The organism is Kitasatospora sp. NPDC008115 (assembly GCF_042957205.1).
Lineage (GTDB): Bacteria > Actinomycetota > Actinomycetes > Streptomycetales > Streptomycetaceae > Kitasatospora.
The window spans coordinates 13787-35468 of the sequence record NZ_JBIBHU010000046.1; the positions used below are offsets into that span (position 1 = coordinate 13787).

The 21682-nt window shown below is 73.8% G+C and carries 21 protein-coding genes; 17 read left to right on the top strand and 4 right to left on the bottom strand.

Annotated features, from left to right (window positions below; translation table 11 throughout):
- Nucleotides 1–15 precede the first annotated feature (15 nt).
- Nucleotides 16–999: a UDP-glucose 4-epimerase GalE gene (galE, locus tag ACFZBX_RS35100; protein WP_391537867.1), complete on the bottom strand. Its 984-nt coding sequence runs from the start codon at nucleotides 997–999 to the stop codon at nucleotides 16–18.
- A gap of 216 nt (nucleotides 1000–1215) precedes the next feature.
- On the opposite strand from galE, the gene ACFZBX_RS35105 reads away from it, so the two are divergent.
- Nucleotides 1216–2307, top strand: coding sequence for a S1C family serine protease (locus tag ACFZBX_RS35105; protein WP_391537868.1), 1092 nt, complete (start codon nucleotides 1216–1218; stop codon nucleotides 2305–2307).
- 130 nt (nucleotides 2308–2437) lie between these two features.
- Here ACFZBX_RS35105 and ACFZBX_RS35110 read toward each other — a convergent pair whose 3' ends face one another.
- A complete protein-coding gene (locus tag ACFZBX_RS35110; RefSeq protein WP_391537887.1) occupies nucleotides 2438–3628 on the bottom strand; it encodes a sensor histidine kinase in 1191 nt (396 codons plus the stop codon).
- A gap of 295 nt (nucleotides 3629–3923) precedes the next feature.
- On the opposite strand from ACFZBX_RS35110, the gene ACFZBX_RS35115 reads away from it, so the two are divergent.
- The 11 genes from ACFZBX_RS35115 (at nucleotide 3924) to htpX (ending at nucleotide 14975) form a co-directional block, all read left to right on the top strand.
- On the top strand, nucleotides 3924–4340 hold the full coding sequence (locus ACFZBX_RS35115) for an NADH-quinone oxidoreductase subunit A (protein ID WP_391537869.1): 417 nt from the start codon (nucleotides 3924–3926) through the stop codon (nucleotides 4338–4340).
- Nucleotides 4331–4990 (top strand): NADH-quinone oxidoreductase subunit B, encoded by a 660-nt coding sequence (locus tag ACFZBX_RS35120; protein ID WP_391537870.1) that lies wholly within the window; start codon nucleotides 4331–4333, stop codon nucleotides 4988–4990. The genes ACFZBX_RS35115 and ACFZBX_RS35120 overlap by 10 nt, the downstream gene beginning before the upstream one ends.
- Nucleotides 4987–6072 (top strand): NADH-quinone oxidoreductase subunit C, encoded by a 1086-nt coding sequence (locus ACFZBX_RS35125; RefSeq protein WP_391537871.1) that lies wholly within the window; start codon nucleotides 4987–4989, stop codon nucleotides 6070–6072. The genes ACFZBX_RS35120 and ACFZBX_RS35125 overlap by 4 nt, the downstream gene beginning before the upstream one ends.
- A complete protein-coding gene (nuoH, locus tag ACFZBX_RS35130) occupies nucleotides 6069–7028 on the top strand; it encodes an NADH-quinone oxidoreductase subunit NuoH (RefSeq protein ID WP_391537872.1) in 960 nt (319 codons plus the stop codon). Before ACFZBX_RS35125 ends, nuoH begins: the two co-directional genes overlap by 4 nt.
- The gene (locus ACFZBX_RS35135; protein WP_380762291.1) at nucleotides 7025–7618 is read left to right on the top strand and encodes a NuoI/complex I 23 kDa subunit family protein; all 594 of its coding nucleotides are present in this window, start codon (nucleotides 7025–7027) and stop codon (nucleotides 7616–7618) included. Before nuoH ends, ACFZBX_RS35135 begins: the two co-directional genes overlap by 4 nt.
- The gene (locus ACFZBX_RS35140; protein WP_391537873.1) at nucleotides 7615–8340 is read left to right on the top strand and encodes an NADH-quinone oxidoreductase subunit J; all 726 of its coding nucleotides are present in this window, start codon (nucleotides 7615–7617) and stop codon (nucleotides 8338–8340) included. The genes ACFZBX_RS35135 and ACFZBX_RS35140 overlap by 4 nt, the downstream gene beginning before the upstream one ends.
- Nucleotides 8340–8717 carry an NADH-quinone oxidoreductase subunit NuoK gene (gene nuoK, locus ACFZBX_RS35145; protein WP_391537874.1) on the top strand — a complete coding sequence of 126 codons (378 nt, stop codon included), beginning with the start codon at nucleotides 8340–8342 and terminating at the stop codon, nucleotides 8715–8717. Before ACFZBX_RS35140 ends, nuoK begins: the two co-directional genes overlap by 1 nt.
- Complete coding sequence (locus tag ACFZBX_RS35150) at nucleotides 8714–10747, top strand: NADH-quinone oxidoreductase subunit L (RefSeq protein ID WP_391537875.1); 2034 nt, start codon at nucleotides 8714–8716, stop codon at nucleotides 10745–10747. The genes nuoK and ACFZBX_RS35150 overlap by 4 nt, the downstream gene beginning before the upstream one ends.
- Nucleotides 10748–10803: 56 nt before the next feature.
- Complete coding sequence (locus ACFZBX_RS35155) at nucleotides 10804–12360, top strand: NuoM family protein (RefSeq protein WP_391537876.1); 1557 nt, start codon at nucleotides 10804–10806, stop codon at nucleotides 12358–12360.
- A gap of 2 nt (nucleotides 12361–12362) precedes the next feature.
- Nucleotides 12363–13952 (top strand): NADH-quinone oxidoreductase subunit N, encoded by a 1590-nt coding sequence (locus ACFZBX_RS35160; RefSeq protein WP_391537877.1) that lies wholly within the window; start codon nucleotides 12363–12365, stop codon nucleotides 13950–13952.
- A gap of 162 nt (nucleotides 13953–14114) precedes the next feature.
- Nucleotides 14115–14975 carry a zinc metalloprotease HtpX gene (gene htpX, locus ACFZBX_RS35165; RefSeq protein WP_391537878.1) on the top strand — a complete coding sequence of 287 codons (861 nt, stop codon included), beginning with the start codon at nucleotides 14115–14117 and terminating at the stop codon, nucleotides 14973–14975.
- 4 nt (nucleotides 14976–14979) lie between these two features.
- Here htpX and ACFZBX_RS35170 read toward each other — a convergent pair whose 3' ends face one another.
- Nucleotides 14980–16440 (bottom strand): PLP-dependent aminotransferase family protein, encoded by a 1461-nt coding sequence (locus ACFZBX_RS35170; RefSeq protein WP_391537879.1) that lies wholly within the window; start codon nucleotides 16438–16440, stop codon nucleotides 14980–14982.
- Here ACFZBX_RS35170 and ACFZBX_RS35175 point away from each other — a divergent pair.
- Complete coding sequence (locus ACFZBX_RS35175; protein WP_391537880.1) at nucleotides 16439–17389, top strand: DMT family transporter; 951 nt, start codon at nucleotides 16439–16441, stop codon at nucleotides 17387–17389. The genes ACFZBX_RS35170 and ACFZBX_RS35175 overlap by 2 nt on opposite strands.
- A gap of 54 nt (nucleotides 17390–17443) precedes the next feature.
- On the opposite strand, the gene ACFZBX_RS35180 is transcribed toward ACFZBX_RS35175, so the two are convergent.
- Nucleotides 17444–17950 (bottom strand): hypothetical protein, encoded by a 507-nt coding sequence (locus ACFZBX_RS35180; protein ID WP_391537881.1) that lies wholly within the window; start codon nucleotides 17948–17950, stop codon nucleotides 17444–17446.
- A 214-nt stretch (nucleotides 17951–18164) separates the two neighbouring features.
- On the opposite strand from ACFZBX_RS35180, the gene ctaD reads away from it, so the two are divergent.
- The 4 genes from ctaD to ACFZBX_RS35200 are packed head-to-tail and all read left to right on the top strand — an operon-like array spanning nucleotide 18165 to nucleotide 21546.
- Entirely contained in the window at nucleotides 18165–19886 is a 1722-nt protein-coding gene (gene ctaD, locus ACFZBX_RS35185) for a cytochrome c oxidase subunit I (RefSeq protein ID WP_391537882.1), read from the top strand.
- A 36-nt stretch (nucleotides 19887–19922) separates the two neighbouring features.
- Nucleotides 19923–20354, top strand: coding sequence for a BlaI/MecI/CopY family transcriptional regulator (locus tag ACFZBX_RS35190; protein WP_391537883.1), 432 nt, complete (start codon nucleotides 19923–19925; stop codon nucleotides 20352–20354).
- A gap of 10 nt (nucleotides 20355–20364) precedes the next feature.
- Nucleotides 20365–21315, top strand: a complete 951-nt coding sequence (locus ACFZBX_RS35195) for a M48 family metalloprotease (RefSeq protein WP_391537884.1) — start codon at nucleotides 20365–20367, stop codon at nucleotides 21313–21315.
- Between the two features lie 42 nt (nucleotides 21316–21357).
- On the top strand, nucleotides 21358–21546 hold the full coding sequence (locus tag ACFZBX_RS35200; RefSeq protein WP_391537885.1) for a hypothetical protein: 189 nt from the start codon (nucleotides 21358–21360) through the stop codon (nucleotides 21544–21546).
- Nucleotides 21547–21682 lie beyond the last annotated feature (136 nt).

Here is a 21682-nt window from a genome sequence, read left to right on the forward strand (position 1 = left end):
CCCGCCGCGGGCGCGCTACTTCCTGGCCTCCGGGTGGCGGCTGCACCAGCCCTCCCAGGCCGAGTCCACCATGGACTCGACCCCGTGCCGGGCGGTCCAGCCCAGCTCGCGGTTGATCAGCTCGGCCGAGGCGACCACCCGGGCCGGGTCGCCGGGGCGGCGCGGGGTGATCTCGGGGGTGGTGTCGTACCCGGTGACCTTGCCGATCACGTCCAGCATCTCCCGGACGCTGACGCCCTCGCCGCGGCCGATGTTGAGCACCAGCGAGGTCTCCCCGGCCGGGTCGGCCGCCAGCCGCTTCGCCGCGGCCACGTGGGCCGAGGCGATGTCGGAGACGTGGATGAAGTCGCGGACGCAGGTGCCGTCCGGCGTGGGGTAGTCGTCGCCGAAGACCCGCGGGGCCTGGCCGGCGGTGAGCCGCTCGAAGACCATCGGGATCAGGTTGAACACACCGGCGTCGGAGAGCTCCGGCGAGGCGGCGCCGGCCACGTTGAAGTAGCGCAGCGCGACGGTGGACATCCCGTGCGCCTTGCCGGCCGCGGCCACCAGCCACTCACCGGCCAGCTTGGTCTCGCCGTACGGGCTCATCGGCGCGCAGGGGGTCGACTCGGTGACCAGGTCGACGTCGGGCATGCCGTAGACGGCGGCGGAGGAGGAGAAGAGGAAGCGCTTGACGCCGCCCTCGGCCGCGGCCTCCAGGACGGTCTGGAGGCCGATCATGTTCTCGCGGTAGTACAGGAAGGGCTGCTCGACCGACTCGCCGACCTGCTTCTTGGCGGCGAAGTGCAGGATGCCCTCCACCCGGTGCTCGCGGATGGCCGCGTCCAGCGCGGTCCGGTCCAGGGTCGACCCCTCGACCAGGGCGACGCCCTCGGGCAGCCGGGTCCGGTCGCCGGTGCTCAGGTCGTCCAGAACGGCCACGCGCTCGCCCGCGTCGAGGAGCTGCTGCACGACGTGCCCGCCGATGTAACCGGCACCGCCGGTGATCAACCAAGTCATGGGGCGAATCCTAGGGCCCGTCTTCGAACCCCCGTCGTCCGCCCGGAGGGCGGGCGGGGTTCGAAGACGGGCCCTGGGGTGTGGGGATTTCGCGGTGGTGCCGTGGGCGCGTCGGAGCGGGGGAATCGGACATTTCGGTGAAATGCTGACAAAGATCTCTGCGCCGCGTCCTAGCGGCCCGTCGTGGCCGCGCCGAGGAATCCGGAGGCCGTCACGGTGAACCGCACGAAGGAGCCCATCCGTCCGATCGTCGTCGCGGTGCTGGCCGCGCTGGTGCTGGCCGGGTGCAGCAACGGGTCGTCCTCGGACTCCTCCTCGCCGGCGAACGGCTCCCCGACCGCCCCCGCCGGGGCCGGCGCCGCCCAGCCGGGCGGCGCCAACCAGCTCCAGTCCGACTACCAGCGGGTGATCGGGGACGTGCTGCCCTCGGTGGTGCAGATCACCACCGCGAGCGGCCTCGGCTCCGGGATCGTCTACGACGACCGGGGCGACATCGTCACCAACGCCCACGTGGTCGGCACCGCGACCACCTTCACCGTCACGCTGGCCGGCAGCACCAAGCCGCTGGACGCCGCCCTGGTCGCCAGCTACCCGGAGTCCGACCTCGCGGTGATCAGGCTCGGCAGTCCGCCGGACGGCCTCAAGCCGGCCTCCTTCGGGGACTCCACCAAGGTCGAGCTGGGCCAGATCACGCTCGCCATGGGCAGCCCGCTCGGCCTCTCCAGCAGCGTCACCCAGGGCATCGTCTCGGCCACCGGCCGGACCGTCTCGGAGCCGGGAAGCCCGGGCTCGCCGGGCGCCGTCATCGGCAACATGGTGCAGACCTCGGCCGCGATCAACCCCGGCAACAGCGGCGGCGCGCTGGTCAACCTGGACAGCCAGGTGATCGGCATCAACACGCTGGCCGCCACCGAGCCGCAGTCCAACGGCGCCGCCGCCCCTGGCATCGGCTTCGCCATCCCGGCCTCCACCGTGACCAGCATCGCCGACCAGCTGATCAAGGACGGCAAGGTCACCAACTCCGGCCGGGCCGCCCTCGGCATCACCGCCCGGACCTACTTCGACCAGAACTTCCGCCCGGCCGGGGCCGTGGTGGTCGCCGTCGCCCCGGACGGCCCGGCCGCCTCGGCGGGCCTCCAGGTCGGCGACGTGATCACCAGGATCGGCGACACCGCGGTCGACTCGCTGAACTCGCTCACCACCGCGCTGGCCTCGCTCGCGCCGGGCAGCAAGGTGACCGTCGCCTACAACCGGGACGGCCAGAGCAGGACCGCCGAGGTCACCCTCGGCACCCTGGAGACGCCCTAGGACCTCCGGCGTCCCACCAGCCCCCGGACGGCGGGCGGCCCGCACGACCGCGCAAGGGTTCGCGGAGCCGCCCGCCGTCCGGGCCGAGAGCCGAGACCCGGCGCCGGGCACCGGATGCCCGGCGCCGGCGTCAGCGGCGGGCGGCGCGGGTCCGCCAGGGCAGCTCGACGGTCACCGTGGTCGGTCCGCCCTCCGGGCTGTCCACCAGGAACACCCCGTCCACCGCGCGGATCCGCTCGGCCAGTCCGCCCAGGCCGCTGCCCGGGTAGGGGGCCGCGCCGCCCTTGCCGTTGTCCTGGACCAGCAGCATCAGCTGGTCGTCGGCCCGCCAGACGTCCACCGTGGCGGAGCGGGCGCCGGAGTGCTTGGAGATGTTGGTCAGCAGTTCGCTGACCGTGAAGTAGGCGATGCCCTCCACCGCCGAGTCCGGCCGGTCGGTGCTGCCGTCCCTGGCCTTCAGGTCGACGTGCACCTTGACCCCCTCCGGCACCGTGCAGCGCGCCGCCACCGAGGAGAGCGCCGCGTCCAGGCCGCGGTCGGTGAGCACCGCCGGGTGGATGCCCCGGGCCAGGTCGCGCAGCTCCTGGAGGGCCAGCTTCACCTCGCCGTGGGCGTTGTCGACCATCTTCGCGGCGGCCGCCACGTCCTGCGGCGTCTCGGTCTCGCGCAGCCGCTCCTTGGCCATGCCGAGGTCCATCGCCAGCGCCACCAGCCGGGCCTGGGCGCCGTCGTGCAGGTCGCGCTCGATCCGGCGCAGGTCGGCGGCGGCCGTGTCGACCACGGTGCCGCGGTCGTCCTCCAGTTCGCGCACCCGCTCGGACAGCGCGCCCGGGTAGAGCAGGGTCTCCACCAGCATCCGGTCCACCGCCGACTGGGCGCGCACCGCCCAGGGCAGGACCGGCCAGCCGACCAGCACGAAGACCAGGGTCAGCGCGAAGCAGAGCACGCCCCAGGGCAGCATCAGCACGTTGTAGAGCGCCGCGCGCCAGGAGAGCGCGTCGGTCAGGTGGGCGATCGCGAAGCCGGTGACGCCGGGGCGGCGGCGGTGCACCGGCTCCGGCTCGTGCACGTCGGAGTCGTACAGCGCCCGGGCCCGGCGGCGGGCGAAGCCGCTCATCGCACGGCAGCCGGCCAGCCCGGCGGCGAGCAGCGGCAGGCCGATCACGGTGACCGACAGGGCGAGGCCGACCGAGAGCGTCACGATCGTGAAGACGAAGCCGGCGATCCCGAGCGGGAGGTTCAGCAGCAGCCGCCCGACCTGCCGCCACATCCGCGCGCCGTACAGCGGGGTGCGCCCGGCGTCCTCGGCCGTGCCGTCCATTGGCTTCATCTCGGTCTACCGTCCTTTTCCGGTCGAGCTGTGGGTCTAGCTTGGCCGGTCCGGGGCAGGAGGGGCCATGGGGGTGATACGTCTCCCCGGGCGGGGGTTATCCCCACCCCCCGCAGGGCGCCGGGTGTCCACCGGCCGTCCACCGGGTGTCTTGCGGATCGGGCAGGATGCGGGGCACCGGTGCGGTGCACTTAGACTCACGCACTGGCGATGGTTATGAGCGCGTAAAGGAACGTCGTAGAACCGCCCCGAGGGCGGGTTCCGCGGCCGATGTGGAGGCGAGGGCATGGTGGGGCAGCGGGCGGCTTCGGTCGCGGCCGACCCGGCGGCCGGCAGCGGCTACTTCGACGCGTACGCCGCGATCGGCCTGCTCGCCGTCGTCGGCGTGCTCTTCGTGACGGTGGCGTTCACCGCGAACCGCCTGCTGCGGCCGGTGGTGTACTCGCCGGAGAAGCTCCTCGCCTACGAGTGCGGCGTGGACCCGGTGGGGGAGGACTGGGCGCACACCCAGGTCCGCTACTACGTCTACGCCTTCCTGTACGTGATCTTCGCGGTCGACGCGATCTACCTGTTCCCGTGGGCGACCGTGTTCGCCTCCGCCGGGTACGGCGCCGGGACGCTGATCGAGATGTTCGTCTTCATCGGCTTCCTCGCGGTCGGACTGCTCTACGCCTGGAAGAAGGGCGTTCTGGAATGGACGTGACGCACACCCACTCGCACGGGCACGGCGCCTCCGGCGGTCCGGTTCCGCTGGGCGTGCCGGACCCGTCGCGCCCCGGTGCCGCCGTCGAGCGGCGCGGCATCGGCCCGCTGGCCCGGCTCGCGCCGGACCCGGTGAAGGTCGTCCTCAACTGGGGACGGCGCTACAGCCTCTGGTGCTTCAACTTCGGCCTGGCCTGCTGCGCGATCGAGTTCATCGCCGCCTCGATGGCCAAGCACGACTTCATCAGGATGGGCGTCATCCCGTTCGCGCCGGGCCCCCGGCAGGCCGATCTGATGATCGTCTCGGGCACGGTGACCGACAAGATGGCGCCCGCCGTCAAGCGCCTCTACGAGCAGATGCCCGAGCCGAAGTACGTCATCTCCTTCGGCGCCTGCTCCAACTCCGGCGGTCCCTACTGGGACTCCTACTCGGTGACCAAGGGCGTCGACCAGATCATCCCGGTCGACGTCTACGTGCCCGGGTGCCCGCCCCGTCCGGAGGCGCTGCTCCAGGGCATCCTCAAGCTCCAGGAGAAGATCGCCGCCGAGTCGCTGCCCGGCCGCTACACCGCGCCCGCGGCGGCGCTGCGGCGTCCGCCGGTGGCGGGGCCGGACGCCGGCGCCGGTTCTCTTGAGGGAGGGGTCTCGTGACCACGGCCGAGCAGTACGCGGCGTCGGTCGGGGAGTGGGCGACCGGCGCCGAGGCGTACGGGCTGATCACCGTCGACGTTCCGGCGGAGCACTGGATCGAGGCGCTCACCGCCGCCCGGGACACCCTGGGCCTCACCTTCTTCGACTGGCTCAGCGCCGTCGACGAGCTCGCCGACGGCTTCTCGGTGGTCGCCCACCTCGCCGCCGTCGACGCCCCGGGCGTGCGCCACCTGGCGTTGCGCACCCGGGTGCCGCGCGACGCGGCCGCGCTGCCGACCGCCGTCCCCGTGTACGCCGGGGCCGCCTGGCACGAGCGCGAGACGCACGAGATGTTCGGCATCGACTTCCCCGGACACCCCCACCTGATCACCCTGCTGCTGCCGGACGGCTTCGAGGGGCACCCGCTGCGCAAGGAGTTCGTGCTCGCGGCCCGGGTCGCCAAGGCCTGGCCGGGCGCCAAGGAGCCGGGCGAGTCCGACCACGGCGACGGGCCGGCGCGGCGCAAGATGCAGCCGGCCGGTGTGCCGGACCCGAACGAGTGGGGGCCGCTCAAGGGCACCCTGCCGCCGGTCGCCGAGCGCCCGGCGCGCGGCGCCCGGGCGGCCGGTGCGGCCCGCACGCCGCGTGCGGCGGCCGCGGGCGCGGCGGCCGGCGCTGCCGTGGGTGCCGAGGGCGGTGCCCCGGTGCGGGCGGACCGGCCGCGGCGGACGCGTTCGGTCTCCGAGGGGTCCGCGAGCCAGGCGGCCGGCGAGGCCGCCGGGGCCACCGGGGCCGCCGATGCCGCCGGGACCGCTCCGGCGGAGGAGAAGCCCGCGGTGCGGGCGGACCGGCCGCGGCGGACGCGTTCGGTCTCCGAGGGATCGGTCAGCCAGGCACCGGACGAGGCCGCCCCGGCCCCGGCCCGCACGCAGTCCTCCGATGCGCCGTGGCACAACCCGGTGCCGGCGCACGACGAGCCCGCGAAGCCGGCCGTCGAGAAGCCGGTCGTCGAGAAGCCGGCCGGTGAGAAGTCCGATGCCGAGGAGAAGACGAGCGAGACGCCGCCGGCCGAGTCGGCCGGCCAGGACGGAGACGGCGCGTGAACCTGTTCGACACGGTGCTGCGCTGCGTCGCCACACTGGTCGTCTTCCTCGTCCTCCCCCTGGTCATCGGCCAGACCGAGCACAAGGTGATGGCGCACATGCAGGGCCGCCTCGGCCCGATGTACGCCGGCGGCTTCCACGGCTGGGCGCAGCTGATCGCGGACGGCGTGAAGTTCGCGCAGAAGGAGGACATCGTCCCGGCCGGCGCCGACCGGCGGATCTTCCAGCTGGCGCCCGCGGTCTCGCTGCTGCCGTACCTGCTGGTGCTGCTGGCGATCCCGGTCGGACCGGACGGCTTCGTCGGGCAGGCGGTGGACGCCGGCCTGTTCTTCGTGCTCGCGGTCATGGGCGTCGGCGTGATCGGCAAGCTGATGGCCGGCTGGGCCTCGGCGAACAAGTTCTCGCTGCTCGGCGGTCTGCGGACGGCCGCGCAGCTGATGTCCTACGAGCTGCCGATGGTGCTCGCCGCCGCCTCCGTGGCGATGGCCGCCGGGACGCTCTCGCTGCCCGGGATCATGGACGCCTGGGAGTGGTACTGGATCCCGTGGCAGCTGATCGGCGGCTTCGTGTTCTTCACGGCCGGCCTGGCCGAGCTCCAGCGCCCGCCGTTCGACATGCCGGTCGCCGACTCCGAGATCATCTTCGGCGCGTACACCGAGTACACCGGTCTGCGCTTCGCGCTGTTCCTGCTCTCCGAGTACGCGGGCATCCTGGTGGTCTCCGCGCTGACCGCCGTGCTCTTCCTCGGCGGCTGGCACGGCCCGCTGCCGGACCAGCTCGGCTGGCTGTGGACCCTGCTGAAGACCTTCGCGCTGGCCTTCGTGGTGATCTGGCTGCGGGTCACCTACCCCCGGCTGCGGGAGGACCAGCTGATGCGCTTCGCGTGGATCGTGCTGATCCCGCTCGCGCTCGTCCAGCTGGCCCTCACCGGCATCATCAAGGTGGCGATCTCATGAGTTTCCCCGGTGCGGGCCTGGCCAAGGGCCTGGCCGTCACCCTGCGGACGATGACGAGGAAGAGCATCACCGCGCAGTACCCCGACGTGCAGCCGAGCCTTCCGCCGCGCTCGCGCGGCGTGATCGCGCTGCTGGAGGAGAACTGCACGGTCTGCATGCTCTGCGCCCGTGAGTGCCCGGACTGGTGCATCTACATCGACTCCCACAAGGAGACGCTGCCGGCCGCCGACCCGAACGCGCGTGCCCGCACCCGCAATGTGCTGGACCGGTTCGCCATCGACTTCTCGCTCTGCATGTACTGCGGGATCTGCATCGAGGTGTGCCCGTTCGACGCGCTGTTCTGGTCGCCCGAGTTCGAGTACGCGGAGACGGACATCCTGGAGCTGACCCACGAGCGGGACCGGCTGCGGGAGTGGATGTGGACCGTGCCGGTGCCGCCGGCGCTGGACCCGGCGGCCGAGGAGCCCAAGGAGATCGCCACCGCGCGCAAGGCCGCCGACAAGCTGGCCGCCGCCGCGGTCAAGGCGGCCGCCGAGGCCGCCGAGGCCGCTGAGGCCGCCGACGCGGCACAGGACGGTGGTGACGCGTGAAGGGCGCCGCCACGCTGCTCGCCGCGACCGGGTCGCTGGACCCGGCCGCGCGCTCTTTCCTCTCCCCGACCGGGGTGGAGATCGTCTTCCTGCTGGTCGGCATCGCGGTGCTCGGCTCGGCGGTGGTCGCCGTCACCACCAGGCAGCTGGTGCACGCCGCGCTCTGGCTGGTGGTCGCGCTCGGCGGGCTGGCGGTGGAGTTCCTGCTGCTCACCGCCGAGTTCATCGCCTGGGTGCAGGTGCTGATCTACCTCGGTTCGGTGGTCGTGCTGGTGCTGTTCGGGCTGATGCTCACCAAGGCGCCGATCGGGCGCTCACCGGACGCCGACTCGAAGAACCGCTGGGTCGCCCTGGTGGTCGCGCTGGCCTCGGCCGGAACGCTGGTGACGCTGGTCGTGGACGCCTTCCGGACGTCCTGGATCGACCTCGGCGCGGGCGGCGGCTCGGCGGCGGCGACCGGTGAGAGCCTGTTCCGGACCTGGGTGCTGCCCTTCGAGGCGCTCTCGGTGCTGCTGCTGGCCGCGCTGGTCGGCGCGATCGTGCTGTCGCGCGGCAACGGGCGGCGGGTGCCGGCGCCCCGGGCCGGCCGGATCCGGGCCGGACGTCCGGTGGGCTCCAACGGGACGGTCGCCCAGAACGCCCCCGCTGTGCCCGTCGCGCCCGCCGCGCCCGCGTCGTCCGAGGCGGCCGCCTCCGAGACCACTCCGGCGGAGGAGAGCTGATGCACCTCGCCTACCCCGTCGTCCTCGCCGCGCTGCTGTTCAGCGTCGGCGTCTACGGCGTGCTCGCCCGGCGCAACGTCATCCTGGTGCTGATGTCCGTCGAGCTGATGCTCAACGCCGTCAACCTCAACCTCGTCGCCTTCGACGCCTGGCTGCGCGACTCGCTGCACGCCGGGCAGGCGCTGACCCTGTTCACCATCACCGTCGCCGCCGCCGAGATCGGCCTCGGGCTCGCCATCGTCCTGCTGCTGTTCCGGGCCCGGGGCACGGCGGACATCGACCGGGTCACCGCGCTCGGCGACCCGGCCGAGTCCACCGCCGGCACCGAGCGGGCGCCGGACGGAGCCGAGGCGCTGAAGGGCCAGGCCGCCGCATGAACCTCGCCCTGCCCGCCCTCGTCCCCGCGCTGCCCGCGCTCGGCGCGGCGGCCACCCTGGCCGCCGGAAAGCGCGCGCCCGGCCTCGCCCGGCCGCTGGCGATCGTGCCGGTCGCCGCCTCGGCGGTGCTCGCGCTGGTCGTCGCGATCCAGCTCGGCAGCGGCCAGGCGCTGGACGCCGCCACCCGGCTCACCCCGACCGGCGGCCCCGACATCGCGCTCGCGATCCACCTGGACGGCTTCAGCTCGCTGATCTCGGTGCTGGTCGGCCTGGTCGCCACCTGTGTGCAGGTCTACTCGACCGCGTACCTCAAGGACGACCCGCGCTACCCCTCGTACGCGGCGCTGGTCTCGCTGTTCACGGCGGCGATGTTCCTGGTCGTCTACTCCGGCGACCTGATCGTGCTGCTGGTCGGCTGGGAGGTCATGGGCATCTGCTCGTACTTCCTGATCGGCCACCACTGGGAGACCGAGGACGCCCGCTCCGCCTCGCTGAAGGCCTTCCTGGTCACCAAGCTCGGCGACGTGCCGTTCCTGTTCGGAATCTTCCTGCTCGGCGCCGACGCCGGGAGCTTCCGGATCGAGGACGTGCTGCGGGCCGCCACCGAGGGGCGGCTCGGCCACCCGACGCTGGTCGCGCTGCTGCTGCTGGCCGGTGTGGCCGGCAAGAGCGCGCAGTTCCCGCTGCACACCTGGCTCCCCGACGCGATGGCCGGCCCGACGCCGGTCTCCGCGCTGATCCACGCCGCCACCATGGTCGCGGCCGGCATCTACCTGGTGGCCCGGCTGCTGCCGGTCTTCCTGCTCTCCGGCGCGGCGCTGGTCGTGCTGGCGGTGATGGCCGCCGTGACGATGATCGGCTCGGCGCTCTGCGCGCTCGCCCAGGACGACCTCAAGCGGGTGCTGGCCTACTCGACCGTCGGCCAGCTCGGCTACATGGCCGGCGCGCTGGCCAGCGGCGACCGGCAGGCCTCGGTCTTCCACCTGGTCAGCCACGGCGCGTTCAAGGCGCTGCTGTTCCTCGCGGCCGGTGTGGTGATCCACGCCGCGCACACCAACTCGATCTCCGCGATGTCCCGGATCCCCGGACTGCGCAAGCGCGTCCCGGACGCCTACTGGACGATGGGCATCGCGCTGGTCGCGCTGGTCGGCCTGCCGCCGTTCGCCGGGTTCTTCAGCAAGGAGGCGGTGCTCACCGCCGCCGAGCACGCCGCCAACGGCGAGGCGCTGACCAACGGCCTCGGCCCCGCCTCGGCGGTGCCGCAGGCGGCCGGCTGGATCGTGCTGATCTCGGCCGGACTCACCGCGCTGCTCACCGCGGCGTACGCGGCCCGGCTGTTCCTGGTGGCCTTCCACAGCCCGGCCGGCGCGGCCGCGCCGGCGCCCACGGCGGCGCCGGTGGTGGCGCCCGCCGCCGACCGGGGCACGGTCGTCGGCGACCACGAGGCCGGCGCGCCGTACTCGCCCGAGCTCGACGAGGCCGACCCGGCCGTCGCCGAGCCGCCCGCGATGCGCTGGCCGCTGTGGGTGCTGGCCGTGCCGACCATGGGCTTCGGCATCACCGGCCTGCGCTCGGACTGGCTGCCCGCGCTGCTGGACGGCGGCTCGCTGCGGCCCTCCGCGGTCACCGCCGTCATCGGCACCGGTCTCGCCGTGGTCGGCGCGCTGCTGGCCTACGGGGCCTGGCGCTCGGCCACCGCCCGGGTGCCCGGGCAGGCCGGAGCCCCGGCCGCCGAGGCGGCCGTCGCCGATCCCGGGCGCGCCCTGCTCGGCCCGCTGTTCGGCCCGGCCCGGCACGGCTTCGGCGTCGACCGGCTCTACAGCGCGCTGTTCGTCCGCCCGGTCGAGGCCGCCGCCCGGCTCGTCCGCTTCCTCGACCGCGAGGTCGTGGAGACGTACGTGCGCGGCGCCGGCGCCGGGGCGGGCCTGCTCGGCCGCGCCGTGCGGCTCGCCCAGACCGGCAACGCGCAGACCTACCTCAGCGCGCTGCTCGCCGGCGTCGTCCTGCTGGCCGTCCTGGTGGCGGTGTAGCCGATGCCGTACCTCCCTTCCCCGTCCGCTGCCGTGGTTGTCGCTAGGAGCCCCCGATGAACGCGGTCCTCATCGCCCTCCTGGTGCTGCCGCTGCTCGGCGCAGCGCTCACCCTGGCCCCGGTGTTCGGCGCCGACCCGGCCGCCGCCGACCGGCGCGCGCTGCGCTTCAGCACCGTGGTGACCGGCGCCGTCCTGGTGCTCACCGTCGTCCTGGCGGCCGGCTTCGACCACGACGAGCCCGCCCGGATGCAGGCCACCACCGACGTGTCCTGGATCCCGGCCATCGGCGTGCGCCTCCACCTCGGAGTGGACGGCGTCTCGCTGCCGCTGATCGTCCTGACCTCGCTGCTCACCTTCCTCTGCGCGCTGTACTCCGAGCGGCGGCTGCCGTCCGGGGAGAAGGTGCCCTCGGCCCGGGCCTTCGTCGGGCTGTTCCTCCTCCTCGAAGTCGGCATGCTCGCCACCTTCGCGGTGCTGGACCTCCTGCTCTTCTTCCTGGCCTTCGAGATCGTGCTGATCCCGATGTACTTCCTGATCGCCCGCTGGGGCAGCGGGGCGAAGGTGCCGGCCGCCAACCGGTTCATCCTGTACACGCTGCTCGGCTCGGCCGTGATGCTGCTCGGCTTCCTGCTGGTCGGCGGCAAGGCGGGCACCTTCGACATGCAGGCCCTCGCCGCCGCCCACGGCTCCGGCCTGAGCCACTCCACCCAGGTGATCGCCGCGCTGGCGATCATGGTCGGGCTCGCGGTCAAGGCCCCCGCCTGGCCGCTGCACAGCTGGCTCCCGGACGCGCACACGGCCGCCCCGACGGTGGGCTCCGTGCTGCTCGCCGGCGTGCTGCTGAAGATGGGCACCTACGGCCTGGTCCGCGTCCTCCTCCCGGTCGTGCCCGACGGCACCACGACGCTCGCCCCCTACCTGGGCGCGTTCGCCGCCGTCGGCATCGTCTACGGCTCGCTCGCCTGTCTCGCGCTGGCCCGCCCCGGCGCCAAGGGCGACCTCAAGCGCCTGATCGCCTACTCCTCCGTCGGCCACATGGGCTTCGTCCTGCTGGGCATCGCCTCCCTCACCCCGGTCGGCGTCAACGGCGCGCTGTTCGCCAACATCGCGCACGGCCTGATCACCGGCCTGCTGTTCTTCGTCGTCGGGGCGCTCAAGGACCGCTACGGCACGGCGGACCTCGACACCCTCTCCGGCACCACCGGCGCCGCCCTCTACGAGCGGGCACCACGGCTCGGTGCGCTGCTCGCCTTCGCCGCCGTCGCCAGCCTCGGCCTACCCGGGCTGGCCGGCTTCTGGGGCGAGCTGCTCGCGATGTTCGGCGCGTTCGACCCCGCCGAGGGCCTCTCGCGCCCCGCGTTCGTCACCTACATGGTCCTGGCCGGTCTCGGCACCCTCCTCACCGCCGCGTACCTGCTGATCGTGGTCAAGCGCGTCTGCATGGGCGACCCGAAGCAGCCCGCCCCGGTGGCCGAGGTCGCCGACCTGCGCCCGTACGAGGCCGTCAGCTGGACGCCGCTGGCCGCGCTCACCCTGCTCGCCGGTCTCTGGCCCGCGCTGCTGCTCGGCCTCTCCGACCCCGCCGTCAAACACCTCCTCGGGGGTGGCTGATCATGCTCGGCACCGCACTCGGACCTCACTCCACGGGGCAGACCACTGTGACCTCCCTCGCCGTCGCCAACCCGGGCAGCCTGATCCAGTCCGTGGACTGGGTGGCGATCGCGCCCCCGCTGATCGCCGCACTGGCCGCCCTCGCGGTCCTGGTCACCGACCTCTTCCTGCCCGCGCAGCACAAGAAGTGGCTGGGCCGGCTCACCGCCGCCGGACTCGCCCTCGCGCTCATCTCGCTCCTCCCGCTCACCGGTGGATCACCCCGCGCCACCTTCTGTGCGCAGAACGTAACAGGAGCCACTGACAACACCGCCGGCTGCTCCTACGTCGCCGACCACTTCGCCCTGGTCTTCCAGCTGCTCGCGCTCGGCGGCGCGCTGATCGCCGCGCTGCTGTCCGCGCACACGGTGGACGACGAGAAGCTGCCCGGCGGCGAGTACTGGTTCCTGCTGCTCGCCAGCGCCACCGGCGCCGCCCTGCTGCCCGCCTCCCGCGACCTCGCCACCCTGGTGATCGCCCTGGAGGTGGCCTCGCTGCCCGCCTTCGCCCTGGTCGCACTGCGCCGGGACGGCCGGGGCGCCGAGGCCGCGCTGAAGTTCTTCCTCTCCTCCGTCACCGCGACCGCCGTGATGCTGCTCGGCGTCGGCTTCGTCTACGCGGCGAGCGGCAGCCTGCACCTGGGCGCCGTCGCCACCGGCCTGGAGCAGGCGCCCGCCCAGCTCAAGCCGCTGGCCGAGGCGGGCGCCGTGCTCACCCTGGTCGGCTTCGCCTTCAAGGTCGCCGCCGTCCCGTTCCACTTCTGGGTGCCGGACACCTACACCGGCGCCCCGCTGCCGGTGGCCGGCTACCTCTCGGTGGTCGGCAAGGCGGCCGGCCTGGCCGGCCTGGCACTGGCCGCCACCATCGCCTTCCGCCCGTACGCGCACACCTGGGGCCTGGTGCTCGCGGTGCTGGCCGCCGTCACCATGACGGCCGGCAACGTGGGCGCGCTGCGCCAGCGCTTCGACACCCGCCACAGCGCGGTCCGGCTGCTCGCCTGGTCCTCGGTGGGCCAGGCCGGCTACCTGCTGGTCCCGCTGGCCGCGGCCGGCTACGCGCCCACCACGACCGACCCGCTGGGCGCCACCGCCGCGTACGCGCTGATCTACGGCGTGGTCAACCTCGGCGCCTTCGGCGTGGTGGCGGCGGTCGGCCGCCGGGCCGGGACCAGCGTGGACGACTTCCGCGGCCTGTTCGCGCGCCGCCGCTGGACGGCGCTGGCGCTGGCGTTCTTCCTGCTCTGCCTGGCCGGACTGCCGCCGGGCGTGATCGGCCTGTTCGGCAAGGTGGTGGTGTTCCAGGCCGCCGTGGACGCCGGTCTCGGCTGGCTGGCCGTGGTGATGGCGGTCAATGTGGTCGTCGCCCTGTACTACTACCTGCTCTGGACCGCCCGGCTGTTCGCCCCCGCGGACGAGGCCGCCGCGGCCGCGGCCCCCGAGCGTCGCCTGCCGGTGTCGCTGACCGCCACCCTGGGGCTCACCGCCTCGGCGGCGGTGGTGCTCTCGGTGGCCCCGCAGCTGGTCCTCCAGGTGGTCGGCGGCTCGCTGTTCTGACCCCCGCGCGGGGTGTGCGCCGGGGCGGCGGACGGTGCGGGCGGGTCACCCGGCCGGGTGTCGCGCTGGTCACAAGGGAACAAGGCCCCGGGTTTCGCCCGTTGACGGTGCAGGAGGGACGAGGCAGAAAGGGCTTCCCCACGCACCATTGGAGGGCCAGCCGTGCACCGCCGGCACAACGGACTGAGGACCGCCGCCCTGCTCGGCGGCCTCTCGGCGCTGATCCTGGTGATCGGCAGCTTCTTCGGCCGCACGGGCTTCGTGCTCGCGCTGCTGGTTGCCCTCGGCACCAACGCCTACGCGTACTGGAACAGCGACAAGCTCGCGCTGCGCGCCATGCGCGCCCGCCCGGTGAGCGAGATCGAGGCCCCGCGGCTGTACCGGATCGTCCGCGAGCTCTCCACCGAGGCCCGCCAGCCGATGCCCCGCCTCTACATCTCGCCGACCCCGGCCCCCAACGCCTTCGCCACCGGCCGCAACCCGCGCAACGCGGCGGTCTGCTGCACCGACGGCATCCTGCAACTGCTCGACGAACGCGAACTGCGCGGCGTCCTCGGCCACGAGCTGAGCCACGTCTACAACCGCGACATCCTGATCTCCTCGGTGGCCGGTGCGCTCGCCTCGGTGGTGATGTTCCTGGTGAACTTCGCCTGGCTGATCCCGTTCGGCCGCGGCGACGACGACGACGGCCCGGGCCTGTTCGGGATGCTCGCGATCATGATCCTCGGCCCGGTCGCGGCCTCGCTGATCCAGCTGGCCGTCAGCCGCTCCCGGGAGTACCAGGCCGACGCCGACGGCGCCCGGATCACCGGTGACCCGCTGGCCCTGGCGAGCGCGCTGCGCAAGCTGGACGCCGGCACCCGGCAGCTGCCGCTGCCGCCGGAGCCGCAGATCCAGACCGCCAGCCACATGATGATCGCCAGCCCGTTCCGGCCGGGCGAGGCCGGGGCCAAGCTCTTCTCCACCCACCCGCCGATGGCCGAGCGCATCGCCCGGCTGGAGCGGATGGCCGGCCGCCCGTAGGCCCTCAGCCGGTGACCTCCTCGAAGGCCAGCCGCAGCCGGTGGACGCCGTCCGCCACCTGGGCGGAGCTCTCGGCGGCCGCGTAGCTCAGCCGCAGGTGCGGGGCCGGCGGCTCGGCGGCGTGGTACGGGCGCCCGGGCGTCACCTGGACGCCGGCCCGCAGCGCGGCGACGGTGAGCGCGCCGTCGTCGACGCCGTCCGGGAGCCGCAGCCACAGGTGGTAGCCGCCGGGCCGGTGGTTGCCGAGCGCACCCGGCAGCTCGCGGTGCAGGGCCGCGACGGCGGCGGTGCGGCGGCCCAGCAACTCGGTGCCGAGGGCACGCAGATGGCGGGCCCAGCCGGGGTCCGCGACCAGCTCCAGCGTCGCCTCCTGCAACGGCCGGGGCACGAAGAAGCTGTCCACCACCTGGGTCGCCCGCAGCCGGGCGAGCGCCGGCCCGCGCGCCGTGAGCGCGCCGACCCGCAGGTTCGGCGAGGCGGCCTTGGTCAGCGAGCGCAGGTGCACCACCACCCCGTCGCGGTCGTCGGCGGCGAGCGGACGCGGCAGCGCGGGGGCGTCCGCGTGCACCAGCAACCGGGAGAAGTCGTCCTCGACGACGAACGCGCCCGCCGACCGGGCGATCCGCAGCACCTCGGCCCGGCGCTCGGGGGAGAGCACCGCACCGGTCGGGTTCTGGAACAGCGGCTGGCAGACGAAGACCCGCGCCCGGGTGGCCGCGAAGGCGTCCGCCAGCAGGTCGGTGCGCACGCCGTCGGCGTCGACCGGCACCGGGACCGGCCGCAGCCCGGCCGCCCGGACGACCGCCAGGATCCCCGGGTACGTCGGCGACTCCACCAGCACCGGCGCGCCGGGCGCGGCGAGCGAGCGCATCGCCACGGTGAGCCCGCCCTGCCCGCCGGAGGTGATCAGCACGTCCCCGGTGGCGATCGGCCCGCCGTGGCCGCCGATGTCGCGGGCGAACCAGCCGCGCAGCTCGGTGAGGCCGTCGGTGGGCGGGCGCTCCCAGGCACCCGGCCGCCGTCCGGCCCGGCCGAGGGCGGCGGCGAGCAGGCGTTCGGGCAGCAGCGAGGCGTGCGGGTAGCCGCTGTTGAGGTCGACGACGTCCGGCGGCGGCACGCGCAGGGTGGCGAAGACCGGGTCGGCCAGCAGGTCGCGCGGACCGGTCTCGGCGCTGAGCGCGACCTCCTGCCAGGAGAGGTCGCCGGGACGGGCGGTGGTGCCGCCGGGCACCCCGGCGCCCGGACCGCCCGCGAAGGCCGCCGTCCGGAACACCCCGGCGCCCGGGCGGGAGACCACCAGGCCCTCGGCGGCCAGCACGGCGATGGCACGGGAGACCGTTCCCGGGCTGACCTGGTGGCGCTCCATCAGGGCCCGGCTCGACGGCAGCTTCCGCCCTTCGGGGTAGCGCTGCACCTCACGGCGCAGGCTGTTGGCGAGTTCGGCCACACTGCTACGCTCGTTCATGAGAGCACAAGATAGCGCTACCACCCCTGTGGCGGTAGCGGCGCGGCCCGCTACGGCGCCCGCCCCCGCCTCCGCGAGTTCCCCGGGCATGGCGTCGGCCGCCCTGGGCGTCCTCTCCTTCTCCTTCAGCTTCCCCGCCACCGCCTGGGCGCTGACCGGCTTCGGCCCCTGGACGGCGACCGGTCTGCGCGGCCTGCTGGCCGGTGTGCTCGCCGCGCTCTGCCTCGCCGCCGCCCGCGTGCCGCTGCCCGAGCGCCGCCACTGGCCCGGCCTGCTGGTGGTCTCGGCCGGCTGCGTCCTGGGCTTCCCGCTGCTCACCACGCTCGCCCTGCGGACCTCCTCGACGGCGCACTCGGCCGTCGTCATCGGCCTGCTGCCGCTGGCCACCGCCGTCTTCGCCGCCGTGCGCTCGCGCCGGGACGGCCGCCGTCCGTCGAGGCTGTTCTGGGGCGCGGCGCTGGCCGGGGCGGCGGCGGTGCTCGGCTTCACCCTGGTGCAGAGCCACGGCCGGCCCGGCCTCGCCGACCTCTTCCTGTTCGCGGCGCTGCTGGTCTGCGCGGCCGGGTACGCGGAGGGCGGGCGGATCTCCCGGGAGCTGCCCGGCTGGCAGGTGATCGGCTGGGCGGTGGTCGCCGCGCTGCCGGTCACCGCGCTGACCACGGCCCTGGCGCTGCCCGCCGAGCCGCTGCCGGCCGGTGGTCCCGGCGCGAAGGCGGTGGCCGGGGTGCTGTACACGGCGGCGGTCTCGCAGTTCGGCGGGTTCGTGGTCTGGTACCGCGGGATGGCGCTGATCGGGGTCCCGAGGGCGAGCCAGCTCCAGCTTGCCCAGCCGCTGATCACGCTCGTCTGGTCGGTGCTGCTGCTCGGCGAGGAACTGCCGGCCGCCGCGCCCGTGACGGCGGTGGCGGTGCTGCTCTGCATCGCGCTCACCCAGCGGGCCCGGGCCTGACACGGCTCCGCCCGGTCCCGCCGACGGCGCGGGGGACCGGGCGGAGCGGCGGGATCAGCGGTCGGCCTCGGCGGGCTTGTAGACGCACAGGGCCCAGATGATGAACACGTCCAGCGCGAGCACCACGATCGACCAGCCCGGGTAGTAGGGCATCGACAGGAACGCGTCGATGGCGCCCACCGCGGTGATGACGATACCGGCGTACCGGGCCCAGGCGGCCCCCGTGAGGAGGAAGGCACCTACCAGGGCGACCAGCACGCCGACGACGATGTGGATCCAGCCCCAGCCGGTGAGGTCGAAGCGGAAGACGTAGCGGCTGGTGGTCAGGAAGACCTCGTCCTCGTGGACCGCCATGATGCCGCGCAGCACCTCCATGGTGCCGTTGATCAGCATCAGGACACCGGCGAACACCACGAAGCCGGGCGCCCACGCACGGGACCGGTGGTGCGGGGGCGGCGAGGGCGGTTGGCCGGCGCCGTCGCGCCGGGGCGGTGGTTCGTCGGACGGCGCGGGCCGATCGGGTGACGGCTGGCCGGGCGGCGGGGACGACGTGCTGCTCATGGGTTCCTCCAGGACCGTACGCCGGGGCCGGACGGGCACTTCCGGACAGGTGTGCGGAGAGACGTGCGGACTTCGACCGTCCGATCCCGGCCGGTGCCGGGCAACCGGGCCGCACCTGTTCGGGTGACCCGTCCCGCGCGCCCCCGCCCGCCGCCGCCGGCCGGCCGGTACTGGTGGGTCCGACCCCTGCCCCGGACCCCGGAAGGCGCAGCGCGTGACCCTCCTGCCGAAGGACACCGCGGAGCAGCAGCACCCGCACCCGTCGCGCCCGTCCGCCCGGTCGGAGCGCCGCCGCGCCGCCCGCCGCCGGCACGGCCGGGCCCTGGTCGGCTGGCTGACCACCACCGACCACAAGCGGATCGGGACCCTCTACATCACCACCTCCTTCCTGTTCTTCCTGTTCGGAGGGCTGATGGCGATGCTGATGCGGATCGAGCTGGCCCGTCCCGGGCTCCAGCTGCTCTCCAACGAGGAGTTCAACCAGCTCTTCACCATGCACGGCACGATCATGCTGCTGATGTTCGCGACCCCGCTGTTCGCCGGCTTCGCCAACTGGATCATGCCGCTGCAGCTCGGCGCCCCGGATGTCGCCTTCCCCCGGCTGAACGCGATCGCCTACTGGCTGTACCTGTTCGGCTCACTGATCGTCGTCTACGGCTTCCTCACCCCGGACGGTGCGGCCGACTTCGGCTGGTTCGCCTACGCGCCGCTGAACGGCGCCGACCACTCGCCGGGCCTCGGCGCCGACCTGTGGATCATGGGCCTGGCCCTCTCCGGTTTCGGCACCATCCTCGGCTCGGTCAACTTCATCACCACGATCGTCTGCTTCCGGGCGCCCGGGATGACGCTGTTCCGGATGCCGATCTTCGTCTGGAACATCCTGCTGACCGCCGTCCTGGTGCTCTTCGCCTTCCCGGTGCTGGCGGCCGCGCTGCTCTGCCTGGAGTCGGACCGGCGCTTCGGCTCGCACGTGTTCGACGCGGCCAACGGCGGGGCGCTGCTCTGGCAGCACCTGTTCTGGTTCTTCGGGCACCCGGAGGTCTACATCATCGCGCTGCCGTTCTTCGGCATCGTCACCGAGATCATCCCGGTGTTCAGCCGCAAGCCGATCTTCGGCTACACCGGGCTGATCGGCGCGACGATCGCCATCACCGGCCTGTCGATCACCGTCTGGGCGCACCACATGTTCGTCACCGGCCAGGTGCTGCTGCCGTTCTTCTCGATCATGACGATGCTGATCGCGGTGCCCACCGGGGTGAAGTTCTTCAACTGGATCGGCACCATGTGGCGGGGCTCGCTCAGCTTCGAGACGCCGATGCTGTGGTCCGTCGGCTTCCTGGTCACCTTCCTGTTCGGCGGCCTGACCGGGGTGCTGCTGGCCGCGCCGCCGATCGACTTCCACGTGTCCGACTCGTACTTCGTCGTCGCGCACTTCCACTACGTGGTGTTCGGGACGGTGGTCTTCGCGATGTTCGCCGGCTTCCACTTCTGGTGGCCCAAGTTCACCGGCAGGATGCTCGACGAGCGGCTCGGCCGGATCCACTTCTGGACCCTCTTCGCCGGCTTCCACGCCACCTTCCTGGTCCAGCACTGGCTCGGCGCCGAGGGCATGCCGCGCCGGTACGCCGACTACCTGGCCTCCGACGGGTTCACCGCGCTCAACACCGTCTCCAGCATCGGCTCGTTCCTGCTCGGGATCTCCACCCTGCCGTTCCTGTACAACGTCTGGCACACCGCCCGGTACGGCGAGCAGGTCACCGTCGACGACCCGTGGGGCTACGGGCGCTCGCTGGAGTGGGCCACCTCCTGCCCACCGCCCCGACACAATTTCGTCACGCTTCCCCGGGTCCGTTCCGAGTCACCCGCCTTCGACCTCCACCATCCGGAGATCGCCGAGATCGACCGGCTGCAGAACGCCCGCGCGCCACAAGCCTGATTCCCGGTCCTTTACCTTCTCGTTAGGATGACCGGCATGGCAGAGGACACCGCAGAGGACACCAACATCCCGGTGGCCGGCGACCCGCGGGCCCGCCGGCGCGGCCAGGGCGAGCTGGAGGCACAGGTGCTGGCGGTGCTCCAGCGCGCGCCCGGCCCCGTCACCGCGGGCTGGGTCCAGGAACGCCTGGACGGCGACCTCGCCTACACCACCGTGATGACCATCCTCTCCCGGCTGCACGCCAAGGACGCCGTCACCCGCACCCGCTCCGGCCGCTCCTACCTCTGGCAGGCCTCCTCCGACGCGGCCGGCCTCGCCGCGCTGCGGATGCGCCGCGTGCTGGACGGCGAACCGGACCGCGACGCCGTGCTCGCCAGCTTCGTCACCGCGCTGCTCCCGCACGACGAGGAACTGCTGCGCACCCTGCTCGACAGCGCCTCCGGCCCGGCCCCCGAGCACGAAGGCTGACCTGCGCACCGTGGGCGTCTTCGTCTTCCTCCCCCTCGTCCTGCCGCTGACGGCGCTGCCCATCGCCCGCCTCGCCGAGCAGCACCTGCACCCGCGCGGCGCCGCCCGGCTGCTCACCGGGATCAGCATCGTGATGGCCCTGTGCAGCGCGCTCTGCCTGGCTCTGATCGGGGTCGTCGGCACCGCGCAGATCCCCGGCAACCCGCTGCCCGACAGCTGGTCCGACCCCGAGGTCCGGGCCGCCCTGCCGTACCACGAGACGGTCGGCACGGCGGCGCTGCTCGTCCTCGCCGTCGTCCTGGCCGCCGTCGGCCGCACGCTCGCCCGCCACCTGCGGATCCGCGCCCGCGCCCGGCGCGCCCTCGGCCGGGCGCTGCCCGCCACGTCCGACGTCGCGCTGCTGCCCGACCCGGCCCCGTACGCCTACGCGCTCCCCGGCTCACCGCGCTCGCCGGGCCGGGTGGTCGTCTCCACCGGCATGCTGGCCGGCCTCGCCGAGGACGAGCGCGCCGCCCTGCTCGCCCACGAACGCGCCCACCTGACCCACCGGCACCACCGCCACCTGCTGGCCACCCAGCTGGCCGGCTGCGTCAACCCGTTCCTGCGCCCGCTCCAGGGCGCCGTCGCCTACAGCGCGGAGCGCTGGGCCGACGAGGAGTCCGCCCAGGCCGTCGGCGACCGCCGGGTCACCGCCCGCGCCGTCGCCCGCGCGGCCCTCGCCACCCGCCGCCCGCCCGCCGCCTACGCGGCCTTCCCCGCCTTCGCCGCCCCGGGCCCCGTCCCCCGCCGCGTCGCCGCCCTCCTCGGCCCCGTCCCCACCACCCGCAACTGGCCCCCCACCCGCACCCCCGCCGGCCTCGCCGCCCTCGTCGCGGCCCTCGGCACCGCCGCCTCCGCCCTCTCGGCCCTCAACGCCGCCGTCGCCCTCCTCCTCATCCTCAAGGCCGTCACCCCGCTCTGAATCCGGTAGCGCCCCCGGCCACCCCCGACTACCGTCCGCCGCATGGCCAAACGACGCTACGTGGCGCGCGGCGTCCCCGGCGGCTACCGCATCTGGGACAACAGGCTCTCCCGCTACTGGGGCGACCACTACGAGCTCTGCCCCGACACCCTCCTCGCCGAACTCAACGGCCCCGCCGACCCGGCCCGCCTGACCGCCCTCCTCAAACACCACCGCACCCGCAAGCGCTGACCGCCGGGCCGCCCTGGGCCGGGCCGCCGCGGGGCGGGGCCGGGACTATCACGATCTAGGTGTACGGCACCCGGTTGGGCTAGGTGTTGATCTTCTCGGCGGGCGTGGGCCGGGTGGCCTACGCCCGTCCGGCTGA

What these genes read in the sequence shown, in the direction of transcription:
- galE (WP_391537867.1), bottom strand. Translation starts at nt 999, where the DNA reads ATGACTTGGTTGATCACCGGCGGTGCCGGTTACATCGGCGGGCACGTC.
- ACFZBX_RS35110 (WP_391537887.1), bottom strand. Translation starts at nt 3,628, where the DNA reads ATGGACGGCACGGCCGAGGACGCCGGGCGCACCCCGCTGTACGGCGCG.
- ACFZBX_RS35115 (WP_391537869.1), top strand. Translation starts at nt 3,924, where the DNA reads ATGGTGGGGCAGCGGGCGGCTTCGGTCGCGGCCGACCCGGCGGCCGGC.
- ACFZBX_RS35120 (WP_391537870.1), top strand. Translation starts at nt 4,331, where the DNA reads ATGGACGTGACGCACACCCACTCGCACGGGCACGGCGCCTCCGGCGGT.
- ACFZBX_RS35135 (WP_380762291.1), top strand. Translation starts at nt 7,025, where the DNA reads ATGAGTTTCCCCGGTGCGGGCCTGGCCAAGGGCCTGGCCGTCACCCTG.
- nuoK (WP_391537874.1), top strand. Translation starts at nt 8,340, where the DNA reads ATGCACCTCGCCTACCCCGTCGTCCTCGCCGCGCTGCTGTTCAGCGTC.
- ACFZBX_RS35150 (WP_391537875.1), top strand. Translation starts at nt 8,714, where the DNA reads ATGAACCTCGCCCTGCCCGCCCTCGTCCCCGCGCTGCCCGCGCTCGGC.
- ACFZBX_RS35155 (WP_391537876.1), top strand. Translation starts at nt 10,804, where the DNA reads ATGAACGCGGTCCTCATCGCCCTCCTGGTGCTGCCGCTGCTCGGCGCA.
- ACFZBX_RS35160 (WP_391537877.1), top strand. Translation starts at nt 12,363, where the DNA reads ATGCTCGGCACCGCACTCGGACCTCACTCCACGGGGCAGACCACTGTG.
- ACFZBX_RS35175 (WP_391537880.1), top strand. Translation starts at nt 16,439, where the DNA reads ATGAGAGCACAAGATAGCGCTACCACCCCTGTGGCGGTAGCGGCGCGG.
- ACFZBX_RS35170 (WP_391537879.1), bottom strand. Translation starts at nt 16,440, where the DNA reads ATGAACGAGCGTAGCAGTGTGGCCGAACTCGCCAACAGCCTGCGCCGT.
- ACFZBX_RS35180 (WP_391537881.1), bottom strand. Translation starts at nt 17,950, where the DNA reads ATGAGCAGCACGTCGTCCCCGCCGCCCGGCCAGCCGTCACCCGATCGG.
- ACFZBX_RS35190 (WP_391537883.1), top strand. Translation starts at nt 19,923, where the DNA reads ATGGCAGAGGACACCGCAGAGGACACCAACATCCCGGTGGCCGGCGAC.
- ACFZBX_RS35200 (WP_391537885.1), top strand. Translation starts at nt 21,358, where the DNA reads ATGGCCAAACGACGCTACGTGGCGCGCGGCGTCCCCGGCGGCTACCGC.